20 protein-coding genes are annotated in these 20,191 nt (G+C 64.1%); 3 read left to right on the top strand and 17 right to left on the bottom strand.

Annotated elements, in window-relative coordinates:
* Nucleotides 1–52: 52 nt before the first annotated feature.
* From EK23_RS14190 to EK23_RS14200, 3 genes are read right to left on the bottom strand one after another with little or no spacing between them, the layout of a single operon-like run.
* Nucleotides 53–3,475: a M4 family metallopeptidase gene (locus tag EK23_RS14190; protein ID WP_045226032.1), complete on the bottom strand. Its 3,423-nt coding sequence runs from the start codon at nt 3,473–3,475 to the stop codon at nt 53–55.
* A 25-nt stretch (nt 3,476–3,500) separates the two neighbouring features.
* The gene (locus EK23_RS14195) at nt 3,501–4,175 is read right to left on the bottom strand and encodes a hypothetical protein (RefSeq protein WP_082054196.1); all 675 of its coding nucleotides are present in this window, start codon (nt 4,173–4,175) and stop codon (nt 3,501–3,503) included.
* 12 nt (nt 4,176–4,187) lie between these two features.
* Entirely contained in the window at nt 4,188–5,393 is a 1,206-nt protein-coding gene (locus EK23_RS14200; RefSeq protein WP_235282072.1) for an MFS transporter, read from the bottom strand.
* 165 nt (nt 5,394–5,558) lie between these two features.
* Between EK23_RS14200 and hslO the strand changes: the two genes are divergently transcribed.
* A complete protein-coding gene (hslO, locus tag EK23_RS14205; RefSeq protein ID WP_045226034.1) occupies nt 5,559–6,425 on the top strand; it encodes an Hsp33 family molecular chaperone HslO in 867 nt (288 codons plus the stop codon).
* A 41-nt stretch (nt 6,426–6,466) separates the two neighbouring features.
* On the opposite strand, the gene EK23_RS14210 is transcribed toward hslO, so the two are convergent.
* Entirely contained in the window at nt 6,467–7,711 is a 1,245-nt protein-coding gene (locus EK23_RS14210; RefSeq protein ID WP_045226035.1) for an SLC13 family permease, read from the bottom strand.
* A gap of 256 nt (nt 7,712–7,967) precedes the next feature.
* Between EK23_RS14210 and EK23_RS14215 the strand changes: the two genes are divergently transcribed.
* Complete coding sequence (locus tag EK23_RS14215; protein WP_052808187.1) at nt 7,968–8,393, top strand: hypothetical protein; 426 nt, start codon at nt 7,968–7,970, stop codon at nt 8,391–8,393.
* 82 nt (nt 8,394–8,475) lie between these two features.
* Here EK23_RS14215 and EK23_RS14220 read toward each other — a convergent pair whose 3' ends face one another.
* Nucleotides 8,476–8,655 carry a hypothetical protein gene (locus EK23_RS14220; protein ID WP_045226036.1) on the bottom strand — a complete coding sequence of 60 codons (180 nt, stop codon included), beginning with the start codon at nt 8,653–8,655 and terminating at the stop codon, nt 8,476–8,478.
* 263 nt (nt 8,656–8,918) lie between these two features.
* Nucleotides 8,919–9,605 (bottom strand): SOS response-associated peptidase, encoded by a 687-nt coding sequence (locus tag EK23_RS14225; RefSeq protein WP_045226037.1) that lies wholly within the window; start codon nt 9,603–9,605, stop codon nt 8,919–8,921.
* A gap of 208 nt (nt 9,606–9,813) precedes the next feature.
* Here EK23_RS14225 and EK23_RS14230 point away from each other — a divergent pair, with 208 nt between their 5' ends.
* Nucleotides 9,814–10,338, top strand: coding sequence for a PepSY domain-containing protein (locus EK23_RS14230; RefSeq protein ID WP_045226038.1), 525 nt, complete (start codon nt 9,814–9,816; stop codon nt 10,336–10,338).
* A 69-nt stretch (nt 10,339–10,407) separates the two neighbouring features.
* On the opposite strand, the gene EK23_RS14235 is transcribed toward EK23_RS14230, so the two are convergent.
* The 11 genes from EK23_RS14235 to EK23_RS14285 all read right to left on the bottom strand — a co-directional run bounded on the left by EK23_RS14235 (nt 10,408) and on the right by EK23_RS14285 (nt 19,946).
* A complete protein-coding gene (locus tag EK23_RS14235) occupies nt 10,408–10,932 on the bottom strand; it encodes an SRPBCC family protein (protein WP_045226039.1) in 525 nt (174 codons plus the stop codon).
* The gene (locus EK23_RS14240; protein WP_145998667.1) at nt 10,929–11,933 is read right to left on the bottom strand and encodes a vWA domain-containing protein; all 1,005 of its coding nucleotides are present in this window, start codon (nt 11,931–11,933) and stop codon (nt 10,929–10,931) included. The genes EK23_RS14235 and EK23_RS14240 overlap by 4 nt, the downstream gene beginning before the upstream one ends.
* A complete protein-coding gene (locus EK23_RS14245) occupies nt 11,930–12,493 on the bottom strand; it encodes a tetratricopeptide repeat protein (RefSeq protein WP_045226040.1) in 564 nt (187 codons plus the stop codon). Before EK23_RS14245 ends, EK23_RS14240 begins: the two co-directional genes overlap by 4 nt.
* Complete coding sequence (locus EK23_RS14250; protein ID WP_045226041.1) at nt 12,493–13,473, bottom strand: vWA domain-containing protein; 981 nt, start codon at nt 13,471–13,473, stop codon at nt 12,493–12,495. Before EK23_RS14250 ends, EK23_RS14245 begins: the two co-directional genes overlap by 1 nt.
* On the bottom strand, nt 13,470–14,381 hold the full coding sequence (locus EK23_RS14255) for a hypothetical protein (RefSeq protein ID WP_052808188.1): 912 nt from the start codon (nt 14,379–14,381) through the stop codon (nt 13,470–13,472). The genes EK23_RS14250 and EK23_RS14255 overlap by 4 nt, the downstream gene beginning before the upstream one ends.
* A complete protein-coding gene (locus tag EK23_RS14260; protein WP_045226042.1) occupies nt 14,378–15,223 on the bottom strand; it encodes a DUF58 domain-containing protein in 846 nt (281 codons plus the stop codon). The genes EK23_RS14255 and EK23_RS14260 overlap by 4 nt, the downstream gene beginning before the upstream one ends.
* A complete protein-coding gene (locus tag EK23_RS14265) occupies nt 15,220–16,239 on the bottom strand; it encodes an AAA family ATPase (RefSeq protein ID WP_045226043.1) in 1,020 nt (339 codons plus the stop codon). The genes EK23_RS14260 and EK23_RS14265 overlap by 4 nt, the downstream gene beginning before the upstream one ends.
* A gap of 97 nt (nt 16,240–16,336) precedes the next feature.
* Nucleotides 16,337–16,612 carry a methanol dehydrogenase [cytochrome c] subunit gene (locus EK23_RS14270; RefSeq protein WP_045226044.1) on the bottom strand — a complete coding sequence of 92 codons (276 nt, stop codon included), beginning with the start codon at nt 16,610–16,612 and terminating at the stop codon, nt 16,337–16,339.
* Between the two features lie 26 nt (nt 16,613–16,638).
* A complete protein-coding gene (moxG, locus tag EK23_RS23025) occupies nt 16,639–17,112 on the bottom strand; it encodes a cytochrome c(L), periplasmic (RefSeq protein WP_045226045.1) in 474 nt (157 codons plus the stop codon).
* Nucleotides 17,113–17,121: 9 nt separating this feature from the next.
* On the bottom strand, nt 17,122–17,988 hold the full coding sequence (gene moxJ, locus EK23_RS23030) for a methanol oxidation system protein MoxJ (protein WP_052808189.1): 867 nt from the start codon (nt 17,986–17,988) through the stop codon (nt 17,122–17,124).
* Nucleotides 17,989–18,140: 152 nt separating this feature from the next.
* The gene (locus EK23_RS14285; protein WP_045226046.1) at nt 18,141–19,946 is read right to left on the bottom strand and encodes a methanol/ethanol family PQQ-dependent dehydrogenase; all 1,806 of its coding nucleotides are present in this window, start codon (nt 19,944–19,946) and stop codon (nt 18,141–18,143) included.
* Nucleotides 19,947–20,191: the final 245 nt, after the last annotated feature.

A 20,191-nucleotide genomic window follows, 5' to 3' on the forward strand; every position in this document is an offset into this window, starting at 1 on the left:
TCCACCAGATGCGGCCAAGCGTGCGCCCTGCCCACGTTGCCGGGTCCTTGCGTCAACCGGCCGGTTCGAAGCGGGCGGACACCTTGCGGGCCTTCGACAGCTTCACCCGGCACACGCCCTTGCCGCTGCAGGCGCCGCGCCAGCCGAGGAAGCGGGAGCCGGGCTCCGGCACCGCGCTGAGTCTGACCGTGCTCCCGAGGAGGAAGCGCGCATTGCACTGCGCGCCGCAGTCAATGCCGGTCGGGTTGGAAGACACGGTGCCGGTTCCGGTGCCGGTCTTGCTCACCACCAGTTCGCGGAATTTCTGGATCTGGAACACCGCGCGAACCGTGCGCGCCTGACCCATCTTCAGCGTGCAGGCCCGATTTCCCCTACAGGCACCCCGCCACCCGGCAAACTTCGACCCCAGATCCGGGCTGGCGGTCAGCCTGAGCCGCGCTCCCTTGGGATACAGCCCCACGCAACTGTTTCCGCAATCGATGCCGCTGGGCTGGCTGAGCACACGACCCGCCCCGCCCCCCGAGGTCTTGACCGTCAACTTGAAGCGCGCGGAGCGTCGGTACACCGCGCCGAAATCCGCATTGGCGAGCCACAGCTCGGCGGCCCCCGCCGGCGTGACGCGGTTGCTGCCCAGCGCCTGGCGATACAAGGAACGCAGCCCATCGGCGCTCGCCCCTGCCGAATACACGATGGCGCTGTCGTCGCCACTGAAAACGGGGCTGGCGGTTCCAATGGTTTCGGCGATGGTGCCGGTTTCTCCAGTACTCAGCCGGGTGGCCAGCACCGTGGTCGTGCCGGTCTCCGCATCCCGGGCTTCGAAGGTGAGCAGATCATCGTTGAGACTGCCGACCGCCGGGTTGCCAATATCCCGGCCGAGCACCGGGGGAACCAGGATGAGAGTCTGGCCCGTGGCCAGGTCGATGGCGTACACGCTCCAGGCCCGCACTTCCGTGCCGTCGTCCTGTGCGATGGCGTTGAGCGCATCGTAGATCAGGAACCGGTCGTTGCTGGTGAAGGCCATGACGTCCGCCTGCACCACGGAACTGATGTTCACCCCTTCCGTACCGGGCGCCACCAGCTTGTAGCTGACGCGGGTATTCTTGCGCGTGTCGATGGTCAGGATCTCGTTGCTGGGACTGCCATCCGGATTCAGCATGACGAAAGCGAAATTCTCACCGTCAGGCGCCATCGCCACGGAATGCACATTGAACAGACCCAGGCACTCCTCGCCGTTGATGGGCACCTTGGTGTCGATCAGGCAGGCATCCTGCAGACCGTCCACGTAGATCCCCAGCTTGCCATTGGCCGATACCGAAGGCCGCGCCGGTTGCACCGAGCCGGGACTCATGACGGTTCCGGAGGCATCGTCGCCCTGGGCCAGCTCACGCCGGCCCAACATGTAACCGCCGCGCGAGCTGTCGAAGTAGACGAACAGCACGGCATCGTTGCCACTCACCGTCGGCGCGGTGCCGGAATCACCGGAGGGCGTCGTGGGGTTGGGAATTTCCACCACATCGAACGCCTCGGCCACCCGCTGCGCCTGCACCGATCCCGCGCCGAACAGTTCCTCCGCGGATTGGATGCAGGCCAGGCGCGCATCGGCGAACTGGGCATTCTGCGTGAGATGAAACGCCAGGGCGCGGTAGAAGATGCGCTCGGCGTCGGCCCGGCCGATGGCCTGATCCAGGCCTTCGGCCAGCAGGTAGTAGGCCCGGTTGATGATGCCCGAGTTGATGTGAACGCCGCCGTTGTCCTGGGTGGTCCTGATGTAATCGCTCATTTTCGAGGGGTATGGCACTCCGGACGACAGCAGCAGCGCCGACGGGTCCTTCATGTTGCGCACGGGTTCACTCAGGCGCGAGCCCATCAGCCAGTCATTGCTGCCCTCAGCGTAATACTCCACCATTTCCCCGAAGATATCGGAAAACGCCTCGTTCAGCGCCCCCGACTGCCCCTGATAAACCAGGTTCGCCGTATACGAGGTGACGCCGTGGGTGAGTTCGTGGGCAACCACGTCCAGGGCGCCAGCGAAAGGCTGAGCGTCGCCGAAGAACATGGTGCCCAGATCAGAGGCCCAGAAGGCGTTGTCGAATCCGCGGCCCAGGCGCACTACCCCCAGAATGTTGCCCCCGGCGCCGTCGATGGAGTTGCGTCCGTGCCGGGTCTGATAGTAGTCGTAGGTCTGCGAGAAGCCGGACGCCGCGCTGACCCCGTCAGCCAGCCAGACGCGGTTGGCATTGCCGCTGGACACCACGACGGTGCTGGGCAGGGTCTGCGGGTTGGACGTGGGCGGCTGGTTGCGGGCGTCCTGCACGATGATGGCGCCGCGGGTGGTGCGAGCCTGGGGTGGATTGGAGCGGGCGGCATCGAACATGGCCTTGCTGGTGTCGGTCAGGTAATAGGTTCCACCCTCCAGCCACAGGTTCAAGGCCCTGGACGCACCGAACAGGTCCACGCCGGAACCTGCCGCGGCCACCTCCTCGACCTCGTTGAAGCGGCTCAGGACGGTGCCGTCCTGAGCGTCCACCACTACCGTCCAGCGCTCCCGCAGCGAGCGCACCAGCTTGAGCTTCCAGGCCAGGCGCGGCACCCCATCCACCGCCCCGTAGACAATCAGGTCAGGCCCGTCCAGGCGGCCGAACCCATCAGGCCAAAGCCCACGCGTGATCGCCTTGGCCCGCTCCGGGGCCAACCTGGGCTTAGGGTCGAGGGTACGCGGCGTCGGAACGAACGCGCCGGACACCGAGGCGATCTGGCCGTCGCCCTCCATGTGAACCGTCAGTCCCGCGGGCCAGACCGGCAGATTTCGGTACTTCTGCCGGAAGCGCAGGTGCCGGTAACCCAATTCGTCGGAGATTTCGCGGGCGAACTCCAGTTCCTGGTCGGGGTCGTCGAGTCGCAGGTAGTCGCGGAACGCCGCAAGAAACCGGCGGGCCGTGGCGGCGTCATCCTGGGACGAAGCGGCTCGCAGGGCACTGATCGCCGCCTGCAGCGGCAGCCGCCGGCCATCCGGCTGCAATGCACCCTGGATCAGCCGCGGTGTGCCGATGCCGCGCATGTGCACCTCCAGTCGGCGGCCAGGCCCTTGCGAGGCAACCGGCGCCGGCCGCGTGGCGGGCGCTGTGGCGGCGCCGAGCAGGACTCGCAGCGTGCCCGCCGTTGACGCGGCGGAACCCGGTGGCACCGGCGCCAGCCGTCGGGCTCGCAATGTATTGAGCGTCTGCTGCAAGTGCTCCGCCACCACCCCACTGGCAGCGTTCTCGGGCGCCAAAGGTGCAACATTCGTGGCGACCGGCGCGGCCTCTCCAGCAGTCAAAGGGATCACGCGGATTTCCTCGGGCGCCGCCACGGCCGCCAGTCCCGTTGCCAGCAGAATGGCCGCCAGGAAGGCGGCTCGAAATCCCTTGCCGCTTCCCGCCCGGCGATCGAAGCCGTCACCGACGCAAGCCGCAAGGTAAACAAAGCCGCATCGCATGACCGTACTCCAGGTTATGGCGCCTTCAGCGGGGCGCCGAAAGTTGTTCCAGGACATCACCGTTGCCCGCGTCCATGACGAGGGTAATGGCCTTGTCGATGCCCTGCACCACGCGCAGTCGGTAGGCCAGCTTCGGGCCGGCGCTGGTTCCACGCCAAATGCCCAGTTCCGGACGGCAGCCCGCGCACGACTGGCCGAGGATACGTCCGGCCTGCTTGAGGGCAGCCGGCTCATCCAGCCTGGGCCGCGCATTCAGTGCAGTGGGCGTGGGAATGTAGTCGCCTTCCACCAGGTACACGGCATGCTGCGCATTCCAATGTACGTTCAGGCTGCTGCCCCAAACCGGCAATCCGCGGTATTGCTGCCCCAGGCGCGCGTGCCTGAAACCCAGTTCATCGCCCGCCACCGATTGTACGACCAATTCCTGCCGGGGATCCTTAAGGCACGTTCGCGGCCCCAGGGCCGCCATGAAATAGAGGGATGCGGGCCCCCAATCGCCGGCCTTGAGCATAGCCTGAAAGGCTGCGTCCTGGGCCAGGAAATCCGACAAGCCGGCGCCCTTCAGCCGTTTCAAAGTACCCGTCGCCTCATTCAACAGAACCTCTGACGCCACCGGCCAGCCCGCTCCCTGCTGGCGCGCCGCCCCGCTGGCAAGCGCGACCAGGGACAGACAGGCCGGCAGCAACCACAACCACCTCATGGCCCGGACACCTCAGCCTTCCCCGGCGGTCACCGGCACCCTGCCTCCGGGAAAAACCCAAAAGCGCAGCAACAGGGTGGCCGCAAGGGCGCAGCCGGCGGAAAACGCGAAGGCGGGCAGTGCGCCCACGGCTTGATAAAGCGTGCCGAACAGCAGCGAAGCAGGCAGAAGCAGAAGACCCAGCACCAGATTGAACCAGCCGAAGGCGGTGCCGCGCAACGCGGCGGGCGCAAGATCGGCCACCAGTGCCCTTTCCACGCCCTCGGTGGCCGCCAGCACCACGCCGTACGACGCGAACAGCGTGAGCAGCGCAATACCGTCCGACGCCAAAAGCCCCAAGCCCAGATATAAGGCGGCATAAGCGGACCAGCCGATAAGCATGAAGCGGACCCGCCCGAGGCGGTCGGACCAGCCGGACAGATGGGTCGACAGCAGCGCCGCCGTCAGCGAGACGAGCGCCCACAAGAGCGGAATTTGCGCCTGCGCCACCCCCAATTCGGAGGCCCGCAGCAGCAGGAACATATTGGAGGAGTTGCCCAGGGTGAACAAGGCCACGGCGCACAGATAGCGCTTGAACGCGGGCGGCAGGCCTTCCAGGCTCCAGCTGAATTCGGGCGGCTTTGCGGGCCGCGTGCCTGGAGGCTCGCGGATCGCCAGTGCCAGCACCAGGGTCAACAGCCCTGGAGCCAGCGACCAGAGAAAGATGTCGCGCAGTGGAACGTCCTGAGCCAGCAGCAGCGCCGCTGCGACAGGGCCTATCACGGCTCCGGCGTTATCCATGGCGCGGTGCAGTCCAAAGGCCACACCCCGGCGCCCGGCGGGTACGCTGTTGGCAAGCAGGGCATCCCGCGGCGAGGTGCGCAGGCCCTTGCCGATGCGGTCGACGAAACGGATCACCAGTACCCACAGCCAGCTTCCCGCCACTGCGATCAATGGCCGGCCCAAACCCGCCAGGGCATAGCCGACCACGATCCAGGGCTTGGCGGAGCGGGTGCGGTCCATCATGACGCCGGAGAACAATTTCAGCAGGCTCGCCGTGGCCTCGGCGATACCCTCGATCAAGCCCAGGGCTCGCGGCCCCGCCATCAGCACCGAGGACAGGTAAAGGGGCATCAGCGGGTAGAGCAGGTCGCTGGCGGCATCGTTGCACAGGCTAACCAGACCGATCAGCCAGACATTGGCGGGCAGCCCCCTCAGCACGCCGGCCTCGCCCGGCACGTCCGATTGTCAACCCAGCGAAGTTGCAGCATCGTCACAGAGATTTCTCCTATCAGGAAAACTCACTCGTATAATGGCTGGAACACCCACGTCCCCAAGACCAGGCAGCGGCTGATCGCGGTCTCTGGGCATTAGCGTATCACCATGTATCGGTAGCGAGTGAACATGATCGATCAGGACAGCTTTCGACGCTTCATCTTCGAGGACATCGGCGTGCGCGGTGAACTGGTGCACCTTGACGCCAGCTGGCACAACGTGCTCGCCCGGCACGCCTACCCCGCGTCGGTAAGCACCCATCTGGGGCAGGCGCTAGCGGCGGTGCTTCTGCTTTCGGGGACCATCAAGTTCCAGGGTTCCCTGATCCTGCAGGCGCAGAGCGAAGGCCCGCTGCACACCCTGGTCGCCCACGCGACCCACACCCGCACCATCCGTGGCCTGGCGCAGTGGCACGAGCCCGTTCCCGCTGGAACTTTACCGGCGGTGTTCGGCCAGGGCCGCCTGGTCATGACCATCCAGAACCAGGGCTCGGAGCCTTACCAGGGCATCGTCGCCCTCGAAGGCAGCAACCTGGCCGGAGCCATACAGAACTATTTCGCCATCTCCGAGCAATTGCCCACGCGCCTGTGGCTGGCCGCCGATGGTGAGCGCGCCGCCGGACTGTTCATCCAGGAAATGCCGACCCATCACGGCACCCGCGATGACTGGGAGCGGGTGACCCTGCTGGCGGATACCCTCACCGAGCGGGAACTGCTGCACTTGCCCGATGAGGAACTCCTGTTCCGGCTATTCAACGAGGAGAAGGTGCGGATGTTCGAACCCGAGCCGGTCTCCTTCCGCTGCAGTTGCTCGCGCGAACGTATCGAACAGGTGCTGCTTGGACTGGGGCTGGAGGAGGCGGAAAAGCTGCTGGAGGAGCAAGGCCAGGTCGAGGCGACCTGCGAGTTCTGCAACCGCCGCTATACGCTTGACACAGTGGACGTGCATGCCCTGTTCGCCCATTCGACCGCAGTCAAGCCCAGCACGCGGCATTGATTCAGCGGCCCCGAGCCAGCACGGCGAGGGACGACAACCCCCTACTCTCCCATCCAACCCAGCCAGCCCCCGTAAACCGCCAGATTCACCAAGCTCAGGGGAATGCCAGCGGCGGCAAAGGTCCCGAAATTCAGACTGGCGTGATGCCGCTCTGCATGCTGGATGATGATCACATTGCTGGCCGCCCCCAGAATCAGGAAATTCCCCGCCAGGGTGCTGCCCGCGGCCAGCGCCATCAAAGCCACCGTGTCCGCGCCGCCCGACTGCAACACAGGAAGATACAGCGCCACCAGCGGGACGTTGGACACAAGTTGGCTCAGCCCGGCGCTCACAGCCAGGATCGCCGGCACCTGAGTCAGATCGACAGCTGCGCCTAGGATCAGATGCTGAAAAATCCCGGTTTTCCAGACGCTGGCCATGAGCACGAACATGGAGGCGAAGAAAATCAGGGTCGGCCAGTCCAACTGACGCAACAACTGCCAGCGCCGTCGCGCGAGCAGCAGCACCGGCGCCGCAGCGACGAGCGCGATCACACTGAGACTGAAATCCGCCGCCTGCCCCACCAGCACCAAGGCAATCTTGGCCACTACCAACAGTAACACCAGCAGCAACGAAATCAGGGCCAGTCGCGCCAGATGGGGATCGAGCAGGCTCACTGGCGCGTGCACCAACTGCCCCGCATGGATGCCACGACGGAATCGCCAGCGCAGCCAGCCATAGGCCAGCGCGAGATTCACCAGCGTCGGCGGGCCCAGATAGGCCAGGAACGTCAGGAACGGCGAAGGGAGATCACTGCCGGTGGCGATGAGCAGATTCTGCGGACTGCCGATGGGGCTGAGCACGCTGCCCAGGGTCACGCCGAAAGCCAGGGCCAACAGCAGCAAGGTTTCGTCCAGTTCATGCTCCCTTGCGAGACGCAGCACCAGCGGCGTACCCACGATCGCCAGGGTGTCGTTCATCAGCAGAGCCGAAGCCAGCGCCGCCCCGAAAAGAACAGCGAGCAACAACCCGCGGCCCGAGCGGATACCGCGCACGCCGCGGTACGCCAGGGAGTAGAGATACCCGCTGGCGACCAGGGCATGCCCCACCACGAACATGCCGAACAGGAACAGCATGACCTCCGGGTCAATGGCGCGCAACGCCTCTTCTGGCGCGATGGCGCCCGCCGCCAGTACAACCAGGGCGCCGGCTCCCATGATCTGCCAGATAGGCAGGCGCAGGCGACCGATGCGGCGCACCGCGATCAGCAGGAAGACAAGGGCAAGGACCAGCAGTGGAATGTTCATGGGCGAGGAGGCGCGGGCAAGGCGCCATCATAGAGCCTGGGCATGCGCTTTCCCAGTCAGCCGATATTAACCCGGCCCTTAAACCGGCCGGGTTAATGCGGGGCACGGATGCCCCGGCGCGACCACAGGCCGCGTCAGCCAAGGTCGGGCGCGTACCGACCTTGGCGTCGGCCCGAAATACCAGGCGGGTATTTTGGGGCCTGGTCAATAGTTTCGGATCAAAATCGAAAAGTCATGGTCCAACGAAGGAAGCCGGATGCACGGCATCAACCAAGGCACCGCCGAACGACGCGGCGATGCCCCAAGACAACCAAGGAGAATCATCATGAAAGCCATCAAAGCGTTTACAGCCCTGACCCTTGCCGCACTGATCGGCGCATGCGCCACCAGCAAGGAAATAAAACCTCACGACTGGGCGCTGGATGTCCAGAATGCGGATACCCGCAAGGCACATTTACTGCTGGCGGACCACTATGAAGACGTGGCCAAGACCATGGACGCCGATGCTGCGGAGGAGCGGCGCATGCTGTCCAAATATCAGGCCAACCCGCACAAATATGGAAAGCAGATTCTGGACCTCAAGGCCCGCGCCGAGGCGATGATCAGGGACTTCGAGAATGCAGCCCTGGAAAGTCGCAAAATGGCCAATTATCACCGGCAGTTCGCGAGCGAAAGCCGGTGAGTATGCAAAGTCTTACCACGTTGAACGCCTCGCCGTGGGCAGTCGCCGGCAAGGCCCTCAGCGATGACCGCACACGGCGGGTTCAACGCCACAAGCGCAGCTGGGTGCCACACACCTCAAGCAACGCGCCGGTCAGCTTGCGAATTTCAACCGCACAAGCTCGCGCGGCACCCGGCGAACTGAAAAATGCGCTGAGCACGCCCGCGGTTTCGTGAGCATAGCCACGGAATTCGCGGATCTTGGAATGAATCGACGGGTGCATGACAGGAATCCTCTTGTTTTGATTGAGTGCGTGGCGCGGTACGGACGCCGCCTTGTCTGCTTGGAATCAAACTACGTGCCAGCCCCAAAAACTCAACACATGTCCTTGGCTGTCAATCAGTTAAAATCAGGCCCTGTTCCCACCCGAAGTTGGCGCCGGGAAAGTGGAAAATTTTTTGACGCTCTCCCGTGCTCCCCATGACAGGCTGAGGCCTGTTGCAAGGCGGTGGGCCGCACCGACGCGCCGGCGCGCCTGACACGGCATCAGCCAAACAGATCGTGGTTTTGCCCTGCCGCCTTACGCTCGCGCCCGGGTTTGGCGGGCCGAGGATCGGGCCGCGCGCTGAATTCGGAAACCGGTAGGAGCACCAGAAAGTACTGTGCTTCGGAAGGCCCCGCCCTCAGCCAGGCCTCCCGGTGCTCCGGCGGCACTACCACAAGGGAGCGCTTTTCATCGCCCGGTGCGTGAAATCGGCCCATCACCGGGTGACCGTCGGCGTTGATGGTGAGCAGGGAAAAGCTGGTCACTGGCTCACCTTGCGGGTCATGCCAGCGGTCCCAGATGGCGGCGACGGTGAATGCCCGCTGGTCTGCCCGCTCGATGCGCCAGCGCAGCGCCTTTCCGGTTGCGTAATCAGGTTCGAAAAAGCCTCGCATGGGCACCAGGGCATAGCGCCCCCGCTTCCAGGGCTCCCGGTAGCTGGGCTTGCTGGCGACGGTCTCGCTGCGGGCGTTATAGGTGTGGCGCGCTATCTTCGTGTCCTTGGCCCAAAACGGCAGCAAGCCGAACTGAGCCTCCCGCCATTCGTCATCACCGGCATCAGACGCCGCGATGCGGATGGGCGCGCGGTAACCCACATAGGCTTCCGTCGGGTAATCGAAGGTCGGCACGGGCCAGCCGAGATCGGTTTCGCAATCGGGCCGCGATGCCGGAATGAAGTTGGTGCACATGAATCGGTTCTCGAATTATGGATCGGCAAGCTTCCGAACCTTTGACCAACTTACCCAGTTCGAACCGTTGGAATCAAGCCCGGTGAAGGTGACCGAACGGGAAAAACCCCCATCGCAGCGTTTACAGGAATCTGGGATATTCACGGGCTCGACACAGGACATGCCCCCCTTCACTGGGTTCCATGCCCCACCAACCGGAGACCAATCCATGAAAGCCGCATCACACTTTTTATACGTCGCCATTGCCGCAACCCTGTGCAGTCCAGCCATGGCTGGCTCGGAAATACCGAAGAACAAGGCCGGCATGGAGACCTGCCTGACGGCGGCCCTCGCAAAGCACGCGGGCGAGGTCATCAAGCTGGAGTACAAGGATGAGAAGGGCGTGCCCACCTACGAGTTCGAGATCCTCGACCAGGCCGGCAAGACCTGGGAACTGGAGTGCGACGCCAACAAGGGCAAGATCACCGAGGAAGAGCAGGAAGTCGAGAATGGCGACGACCCGCGGTTCAAGACCAAGGCCAAGATCAGCCTGGAACAGGCGAAGGAAATCGCCCTGAAAGCCCATCCAGGCGAGGTGGTGGAGACCGAGTTCGAAATCGAGTCCAACGGCGACGCCTCCTACGAGTTCGACATCAAGACCGACAAGGGCGAAGTGAAGCTGGAGGTGGACGCCGCAACGGGCAAGATCATCGAGGACAAGCAGAAGGAGTACTACCAGATCGGCAAGGAATGAGCGGCTGGCTGAAGCACCGTCACAGCGGGCCCGCGTGGGCCCGTTGCGACTCAAGCCCGTACAGGCCGCTCAACCGGGCTGCTCAAGTTGCTTCTTCAACCGGTCGAGGCCGCTGCGGAAAAAGCCCTGCATGGCCTTGACCGCCGCTTCATCGTTGAGTTCGTCCGGCGGCATGTTGCCGGTATCGCCCCGGTAAAGGCGGCTTTTCCATTCGAGCTTGCTGCCGGCGCCCGCGGAGGTCAGCTTGAGCACCGCGGAATAGGAACTGGCGGGAATCGCCTTGACGTTCTCCTTGCTTAGACGGTAGCTGTATTCATGGGCGGCGGCATCGTAGGCATCCAGTTCCTCCACCAGTTGTTCGCCATTGGGAAAGCTTAGGGTGCGCTTCTCGCCGGGCTGATTGACCCCGGTGCCCTCGCTCTTGGCAAGGGCCGGATTCCAGTGCGCAATGCCGCCGAAATCCTTGATGGCCTCCCAGACCTTGTCCACCGGCGCGTTGATCTCCACAGACTCCACCACTTTCTGCGGCGTGGGGCCGTGGGCCAAAACGAGGGGCGAAAGCAGCAGGCTTGCAGTCAGTAGCAACAGTCTCATGGGTTCTCCTTGGGTTGAAAACGGCGGATCAGGACATGGAACCGGTGAAGAACCGGCCCACCGCCCGCCAGGGGTATGACGAGGTACACGACCGCCAGCGCGATCAGGGCAAGCAGGGCCGGTATCCAGCGCAAGTCCGTCTGCACCGCCTGGGACCTGGACCAGCGCGGGTCGGCCAGGGCCTGCCCCAGGTCCTGCACGTGCTCCAGGCGCAGGTAGTCCAATCCGCTAGCCGCTGCGAGTCCCTTCAAATAGTCTTCCTTGAGGGAAGACAAGTGCTCGCTGCCGCTCGTCGGGGCATTGCCGAATGGCGCATTGCGCGCGTGGTAACCCTCGATCTGTTCGGGCGCCATTTCCGACAGGCCGAAGGTCGACCGTTGCGGCACCTCGTCCATGCTGTACACCCCCTGGCGCCGCCCCCCCTCGTCGAACTTGGGTATGGGCGACAGAGCCAGCCCGCCCAGGCCGAGGATCATGCCGCTGGCGGCGTGCTGGAGGTCGTCGTAGGTGGTGCGGTAGCGCGGATTGACGGGAGGCGCCTCCTGTCCATCGGTGAAGAACAGCAGCGTCTGTCCCGCCGCATGTTCCAGGGCGTCATGCAGCCCGGCGGCAACCCGGCTGTCGGCGGCCCAGGCCATGCGCCAGTCGAGTTGCTCGATGGCAGCGGCGATGGGCTCGAAACCGGAACACACCTCGATGGGCTCAAAAAGCAGGCTGGCGCGGCGCTCGGTGAACACCCCCAGGCCGAGCCGCGAGCCGCAGGGCAATTCCGCCAGGGCCCGTCGCAAAGCCGCCTTGAAGAATTCCAGCCGACTGGCCGGCCGGCCGTTGAGGCGCATGTCTTCCACGTTCATGCTGCGGGTGATATCGACCACGGCGATGTAGGTAAACACCGGGCGCACGGATTCACGCGAAAGCGGCAGACAGGCCAGCAGGCAAAACAGAAAAGCCAGGGCCAACGCGCTGAAATCCGGGTCGCGTAAACGCTGCGGCAGGTTCACGGCAGGCCCCTGGGAAAGCCCGGAACCCCGGCCCATATCTTCTTCTGCGCTTCCGGCGGCAGTTCGTCCTCGCCGTTGGAGACCCGGTCAATCTCCGGCAGCAGGCGCATGGCCAGCTCTAGATTGTATTTGGCATCCCAGTAGTCGGGATTCAGGACCAGGGCCTCGCGGTAGGACGACTTGGCCATGTCCACCAGGGGCGTGGCCTGATCCGGCGCGCCGGCCTCCAGCTTGGCCAGGGCCTGGCGCAGACGCAGGTTGCCGAGGTTGAAAGTCGCGAGGTGACGGACCTCGTTTTCGCCGTGGGTGGCCAGGTAGTCCAGCAAATCCTCGGCGTCCTTTTCCTGTCCGGACCGCGCCAGGTAGAGCGCGCGGCCCAGGCGCACTTCAGGCGGCGCGTCGCCGCGCTCGACCGTCGCCAGGTCGCGGCCCGCCGCCAGTTGCGCCAATTCGTCCGCGGCGCGATCCATGGCCCGCCACTGCAGCGCCGCCCATCCGGCCCAGACCAGGCCCAAGGTCACTGCCAGGGCCAGCAGGCGCTCGATCCAGAGGGCGCGCATCACCCCGTCACCTCCACACCCTTGGCGCCCAGGAGCACGGCCACGGCGAACGCGGCGATGGCATAGCAATAGGCTTGCAGGTCGTGGCGCGGCACCCGCTCCAGGTACAGCATGGGGCCTTGCTCCTCGTGTCCGATGGCATCCAGAATCTGCTGCAGCGCATTGGCGTCCGCCGCCTCGAAGGCTTGATAGGGGACGCCCAGACCGGTGAAGAACAGGTGCAAGTAGCGCTCGGGGCGGGACTGGGGATTGTCCTCGTCGGGATTTTCCGGCACTTCGAACAGGCCATGACTGCCTGCGGTCCGCAGATAGATCCAGTACAGCTTCACACCCTGCTCGCGAAACCAGCGGCGCAGCAGCGCCTCGCTATCGGCATCCACCGCCGCGGCGCCATCGGATACCAACAGGACGCTGCGCGCCCCCTGCAGTTCCTGGCCCTGAAAATGCGTCAGCGCCATGGCCAGGCCCTTGGCCACATGGGTCTGGGCCAGGGCCGGCCAACGCATGGCGCCCACCGCGGCCAGCACCGCTTCGCGGTTCTCGGTGAGGGGAAGGACGAACAGGGCGGAGGTGCTGAAAGCCGCCACGCCCACCAGACCCTGCCGGCGACCGGCGACGAACCCGGACAAAATGCGCTGCGCGGCCTGCGACTTGGATTCCTCGTCCCCTGTAGGCGTGCGTCCGGCAAAGCTGTCATCCATGCTTCGGCTGCGGTCCAGCAGCAGGACGGTATGGGCGCCCTGTCCGCTTCGCTCCACCGCGTATTCGCCACGATGCAGACCGGCCAGGCCCAGGGTCAGCGCCGCCACGGCGAGCGCGCCGGCAAGGCGCAAACCCGCATCGATCCAGCGCGACCAGGCATCCGCCGGCAGCAGAGGACCCCAAGGTGTCGCCGACAGGCGCAGGGGCAGGCGGAACAAGGGCGGCAGCGCCAGCAGCAGCCCGAGCAGCACGCCGGGCGTGTCGACCGCGAGATTCATCGACTCATCCTTTCCAAATGCAGGCAGGCGCGGCAGAGAGTTTTAAGCCGGCTCACCGTGAGCATCTCGCCCTCGCCATCCGCGAAGAACAGCCGGTAGGAACTGTCGAAAAAGGCCTCGATCTCCGAGCGCAGGTCACCATACCGGGGACGCATTTCGATGAATCGGTCGAGGTCTTGCTGGAACAGGGTTTCCCCCAAGGTCCGGTTGAAAGCCTCGTGCACCGCGCTGTAGGCCTGCCGCAGGGTAGCCTGGTCGGCGCTCCCATCGGGAAGTGGACGCAAGGCCTTGAGCGCCGATGCAAAGAAGCGCCCGCGCGAACCCAGCCCGAGCCAGCCGCGGAGGTAGCCAATGCCGCCCATGCCCAGCAACGCCAGCAACGTCGCGGCAAGAAAGTGCCAGCGGTAATCCCCCGCCTCCGGTGCTCTGGGCCAGGCATCCGGGCGCATGGGCTCCAGCCCCTCCGAACGCTGGACCGATAGTTCCCGAATCGGCGCCATGGTGAACGGCCAGGCTGGGGTCCTGGCGGATACAGGCCCCCCAGGCCCCTTGAACTGCAGGGCCAGGCCAGGAACCGTAAGGTTCTTGACCTCCAGTGGGGCGTAGAAGGTCTGGTATTGCAGATGCAACCGATAATGCGGGGCCTCGCCCTGCACAGCCATCTGACGCAGATTGAGCCAGCGATTCACGGGGCCTGCTTCCGGCAGTTCGGTGGGGTCCAGGGTCACGCCGGAGGCCACTTCGACATCCAGATTCAGCTCGATGAGATCGCCGATGACATAGCCATAAGGACGCGTGGCTTCCAGGTCCATGCGCAGTATTCCGGGTGGCACTTCAACGGCCAGCGCCGGGCACAGCCATAGCAGACAGGCCGCCCAGGCCCAGCGGCTCAGGAAATCGCAGCTCATGCCGTGCCAGCGAAATAGCGCGACACCTGCTCCGGATCGAAGCGGCCGTCGAGAAACAAGGGCTCGCGCCCGAAGCGGCGCAGCAGGGTGGTCAAACGCGACCGCCGCTCGCGGTAGGCCAGGGTCAGGCGCTCGCGCAATTCCGGCCTCAGCCACAGCATCCGTTCGGCGCCATTCTCCAGATCGGTCAGGCGGGCCAGTCCCGCACCCGGAGGGCTTTGTTCGTCTGGGTCCCACAACACCACCGGCACCGTGTCGTGGCGCACCAGCGAACTCATGATGGACTTGAGCAGGCTCAGGGGAAAATGAAAGTCGGACAGGAGAAACACCAACCCCCGGCGCGCCGGCAGGTAGCGAGCCGCCTGCAGCAGACCGCGCGCGTTGGTGCCGTGCAGTCGCAGATCCCGCAGCCGCTCGTTGAGTTCCTTGCACGCTCCCAGTTGGCGCGTGGGAGGCAGCAGAAATTCCGGCTGACCGGACTCGGAGAAGGCCGCCACGCCCAGCAGATCACCGGTGCGGTGACAGGAAAGCGCAAGACTGTCCATGAAATCGGCCAGGACGTTGAGTTTGCGGCTGGCGCCTTCATAACCCATGGAGGCCGACAAATCGATCACCGCGTGCACTTCGATACGGCTGCGCTGCTCGTAGAGACGCACGTTGAAATGCTCGAACGGGTCGCACAGGCTGGAACGCAGGTCCAGGCGGCGCGGGTCGGGCTGGGCCATGAAGGGAGCAAGGCGCAGGAACCACTGCCCTGCCCCGGCCTGGCTGCCGTGATGGGCGCCGGGATGCACGCCACTGGCGCGCCACCTGATGCGGTAATCGAATTCCCGGGAGCTCATGGCGCGGCGACATGGCGCAGCAGCTTGCTCACCAGTTCGGCCACCAGTTCGCTGCGGCGGTATTCGTATACCGGTTTGAGGAAGACCCGATGACCCACAGCGGCAGAAAAAACGCCCTGAATGTCCACCGGCTGCACATGGTCGCGGCCCTGCAGCCAGGCATGCACCCTGGCCGCGCGGATCAAGTGGCTCATGCCACGGGGGCTGGCGCCGGCCTCGATCACTTCGCCCACATCGGCATCGTCCAGATGCACGCCGAATGCCTCCGGCTTGTGCGTGGCTCGCCACAAGTCGAGCACATAACGCCGCAGGCGTTCGCTCACCTGGATCTGGGACTGAATCAGCTCGGCGGCCTCATTGAGTTGCTCGTGGGGCAGCACGCCCTGCGGCGCCGATTCCAACAGCCGGTCCGGGTCATGGAATCGCGGTTCGAACAGGATGCGGTCCAGGTCGACGGCATCCTGCGGCGGCTCGACCGAGATCTCCAACATGAAGCGGTCGCGGGCCGCAGCGGGCAGTTCGAAGGTTTCTTCCTTTTCCACCCGGTTGCGGTCGGCAAACACTTGCAGGTGGGGGAAGCTGAATTCGCGGTTGAAGGCCGACAGCGTCCGCTCGGCCATGGCGCGCAGCAGCAGGGAATGCACCTGCGGGCGGGCGCGGTTGATCTCGTTGAAGAAGAAGATGGACAGGCGTTCGCCATGCTTCAGCAAGGGCCCCGGAGACACGCCCGGTTTTCCTTTGTCGTTCAGATAGGTGTAATAGATCAGGTCGTTGGGCATCAAATCAATGGTGCCCTCGATACGCTCGTATTCACCTCCGATGCCGCGCGCCGTGGCCCGCAACAGGGTGGTCTTGCCGACACCGACGCCGCCTTCCAGCAACACGTGTCCGCGGGCGAACACGGCCACCGTCAGCAGCCTGACTGGACGCGCCTGTCCGAGCACGATCTGGTTCAGGCCCCGTTCCAACTGCAAGGCCTGGTTACGGAATTCCTCGAGACTGTGTTCTGAATTCATGGGAAACGCGATTGCGTTCAAGCAAAATGCGAGGACCGGGACGGGCTCTGGCCCGTCCCGCTCACGCTCGAGCGGCCGTCAGAGCAGAGGCTCAGGGCTATTTGATATCTTCAACCTTGTAGACAAATACGCCGGTCTTGGCGTAGTTCTCCACGCGCTTCTTGTTACGGGCTTCCATCGCCTTGATGGATTCCTGCTGCTTGTTCAACTCGACCGGGTCGTGCTTCGGGTCATACTTGCTGCCGGCAACCTTGTCCGGGTAGCCCGGTTTCGCTTCCCAGCAGTTGCCGGGCGCCTTGCAGTTGGTGCCGTCATACGCGTGGGCGCTCAGGGCGAACAGAGCGGTGGCGGCGAAGCAGAGTGTCTTTTTCATAGAAGCGTCCTCGTGGTTGTGTGGTCTCATTTCAGCCATTCGGCCTTGGCCGGATCGCCTTTGTAGGCGGAGCGAATCCAGGCCATGATCTGCAGCATCTCGTCGGTATTCAGATTCACGTACTGCGGCCCCATGGAGCCGTTGGCGCCGCCGTACAGGATTTCAAACAGACCGACGTCCATGGTGCCGCGCGGATAGGTCCAGTAATCGTCCGCCAGCCCCGGCCCGATCTTGCCCTCCGCCTCGTGGCCATGACAGCCGGAGCAGGCAGAGAGATAAAGGCTATGCCCCTTCTCGATGACGGCCTTGTCACCGTTGTAAGGATTCTTTCCAGTCTCCTTGAATTTCTTGAAGGCCTCCGTATCGCCGCCCGCCTTGGCATACTCGAAGTCCAGGGTTTCGCCGGTCACGGCGTGACGGAAGGTGATTTCGGCCTGGGCCAGCAAAGGCAGCCCGGCAGCCAGGGCCAGTACCAGAACTGACCGTCGTTTTGATTTCATGAGGTCTCCTTAATGGGCTAGTGAAGCGGTCTTGCTGGGCTCGTCCAGCGGCAGCAGGGGAATCCCCTCTGCGCTCAACAACGCCTGGACATCGGCCTGGCGTTTCGCCAAGGCCTGGTTGATAGCCTTGAGCAACTTGCCTTCATCCTTGCGCACACCGATGGAGGTGGAATAGTGGTGCGGCAGGGGCTGGCCGTCGCTGCGGGTGTTGTTGTCGGGGATCACCGCCATGGCCAAAGGCTTGCTGGCGCTCTTGACGTAGCGGGCAGCGGCGGGGCCCCAGACGGCGGCCACGTCGGCCTTGCCCGATGACACTTCGCCCACAAGACGCGCGGGATCGAAACGCACGTATTGGTTGCGCTTGGATTTGTAATCCACCAGCGAGTGCATGTAGTTGAACATGTCGTTGAACCGTCCGATCTTTTTCAGCATGAGATCGGGCGGGGTATCCGGGATGAAGGCAATGCGCTGCGCCGACTTCAAGGCCGGGCTGTCCCAGTTCTGGAATTCGCCGGCCTTGTCCGCCGGATAGACGAAGACATAACCAGAGCGGTAATAGGGCGCGCTGGTCAACATGCGCGGATCGCCCGTGTCGACGCCCATGACCAGGTCGCAGAGCTCCTTGTCCAACAGGTCGCGCACGAAGTAACGGGCATCGGTCCACCAGACATTCTCGATGGGACGGCCCAGTTCCTGGCCGATCAGTTCGGCCAGCTTGTTTTCAAAGCCTTTTCCTTCCTTGTCGGAATAAGGCAGTTCGTTCTCGGCGGCACAGACCTTGAGCGGCTCGGCCTTTTTCGGGGCCGGGGCGCCGAAGGCCGGGGCAGCGCCCACCAGCGCGGCAAGCGCGGCAAGCGCGAGAGGGATCAATCGCATGACAATTCCTCAACTATTCAATGTAGGCTGGGTGAGGTGCACGGGGTGCGAACCGTTCCGTCCGCGCCCCGCGACCCACCACCCTCTGCTCGCATCCGGGACGCGGCGCGTCGCCGGTATTCGTTCCCGCGCGGAGCACGGGAACCGTGGCATCAAAGGGAGAACACGAACACCGAGCCGCCCATCTGGGTGTAATGAGCCAGTTCCTTGAACGCGCCCACCGCGCCCAGACCCGCTGTGGGGTCCTTCAGGTCGAACACCAGACCCACACCCGGCCAGCCGCCCACGCCGCTGTAGATGGCGAGGTACTGCTTGCCGTTGTGCTCGTAGGTCATGGGGTGGCCGATGACGCCGGAAGGCAGTTGGAACTGCCACTTCAACTCGCCGGTGCGAGAGTCGCGGGCCTTGATGTAGCCATCCAGGGTGCCGTAGAAGACCAGGTTGCCCGCCGTGGCCAGGGTGCCGCCCCAGACCGCGAACTTCTCAGGCACTTCCCAGGCCATCTTGCCGGTAACCGAGTTCATGGCCTTCACCTGACCCAGGGTTCCTTTGGGTCCCGGATACATGTTCAGGGTCGCGCCCACGAAGAACTGGCCGGCCCGGTAGGGCAGCATGAAGGGTTCCCAGTCCATGCAGATGTGGTTCACCCCCATGAAGAAAAGCTTTTTGTCGGCGTCGTAGGACTCGATGCCCTGGTTGTGATAACCCATGGCCGAGGGGCAGATGCCCTTGGCTTCGTGATCCATGCGCGTGCTGAATTCCGGATCGCGAATGGGCAGACCGGTCTTCAGATCCACCTTCTTGACCCAGTTGACGGTGTCATCGATCTTGAAGGCGTTGACCATGGCGCCGGTCTCGCGGTTCAGGGTGTAGACCAGGCCGTTGCGGTCAGGGTGGGTCAACAGCGGCGTCATCTTGCCATCGACTTCCTGCTCGGACAGGCCCATGTAGTTGATGCCCGCGTAATCCCACTCGTCGTGCGGCGTCTTCTGGTAGCCGAACTTGGCCTTGCCGGTGTCGACGTCGCGGCCCCAGATGGTCATGGTCCACTTGTTGTCGCCGGGACGCATGGTCTCATTCCACGGCGCCGGGTTCCCGGAGCCGTAATAGATCATGTCCAGCTTGGGATCATAGGCATACCAGCCCCAGTTGGTGCCGCCGCCGATCTTCCAGGCGTCGCCTTCCCAGGTCTGCAGACCCAGACCGAACTGGCCGTAGTGGGGGTTGTTGCTGTTGAAGTTCTTGTCCAGCAGCAGATCCTCGTCGGGACCCGTGGCATAGGCGCGCCATTCCTGCTTGCCGTCCTTGATGTTGTAGGCCGTCACATAGCCGCGCACGCCCAGCTCGGCGCCGGCGGAACCCACCAGCACCTTGTCCTTCACCACGAAGGGTGCGCCGGTGAGGGTGGACCCCATGGCGATGTCGGAGTTCTCCATCTTCCAGATCTCTTCGCCGGTCTTGGCGTTGAGAGCGACGATGTTGCCGTCCAACTGGGCCAGGAAAATCTTGGCGGGACCGTGGTCACCAGCGGGCACATAAGCGACGCCGCGATTCACCACATCGCAGCAGGCCACGGCGCGTGCAGCCGGATTCTGCTTGGGCTTATACTGCCAAAGGATCTTGCGGGTATCGTTAAGGTCCACCGCGTAGACGTTGTTCGGAAACGGCGTGTGGATGTACATGATGCCGTCCACCACCAGGGGTGCACCTTCGTGGCCGTGCAGGGTGCCGGTGGACATGGTCCAGGCCACCTTCAGGTTCTTCACCGTATCCACGTTGATCTGGGTCATCTTGCTGAAGTGGGTGGCGCTGTAGTCCTTGGTCTGCATGACCCAGTTCTTGTCGTCCTTGGAGAGCCGGTCCAGATCGGCATTTGCAGAAACGCCGTCCGCAGCCAGCATGGCGCCTGCCGCCAGTACCGAGCCGCCGACGCCGACGGCCAGTTTGGAAATACGCATGGATTCCTCCTTTGGGATTGTGCTCGCGCCCTGCCGGGCTTGTTGTCTTGCGAAAGCGGCGGAATTTTGCGCGTTGGCACGCCAAGCTAGCTACGGAATTCCGCCTTATAAGCGCTTGAATTGTTCAGGAGAAACGGGAGGAAATTATCCCGAGCGCAGCGCAGGGAAAGAGCATCGGCCCGGCTAGCAGCATCACAGGATGAACGCCGGGAATTTATCCTCTATGACCCCGGCTTGCGGCATCG

The organism is Methyloterricola oryzae (assembly GCF_000934725.1).
In the GTDB taxonomy this organism is placed as follows: Bacteria; Pseudomonadota; Gammaproteobacteria; order Methylococcales; family Methylococcaceae; genus Methyloterricola; species Methyloterricola oryzae.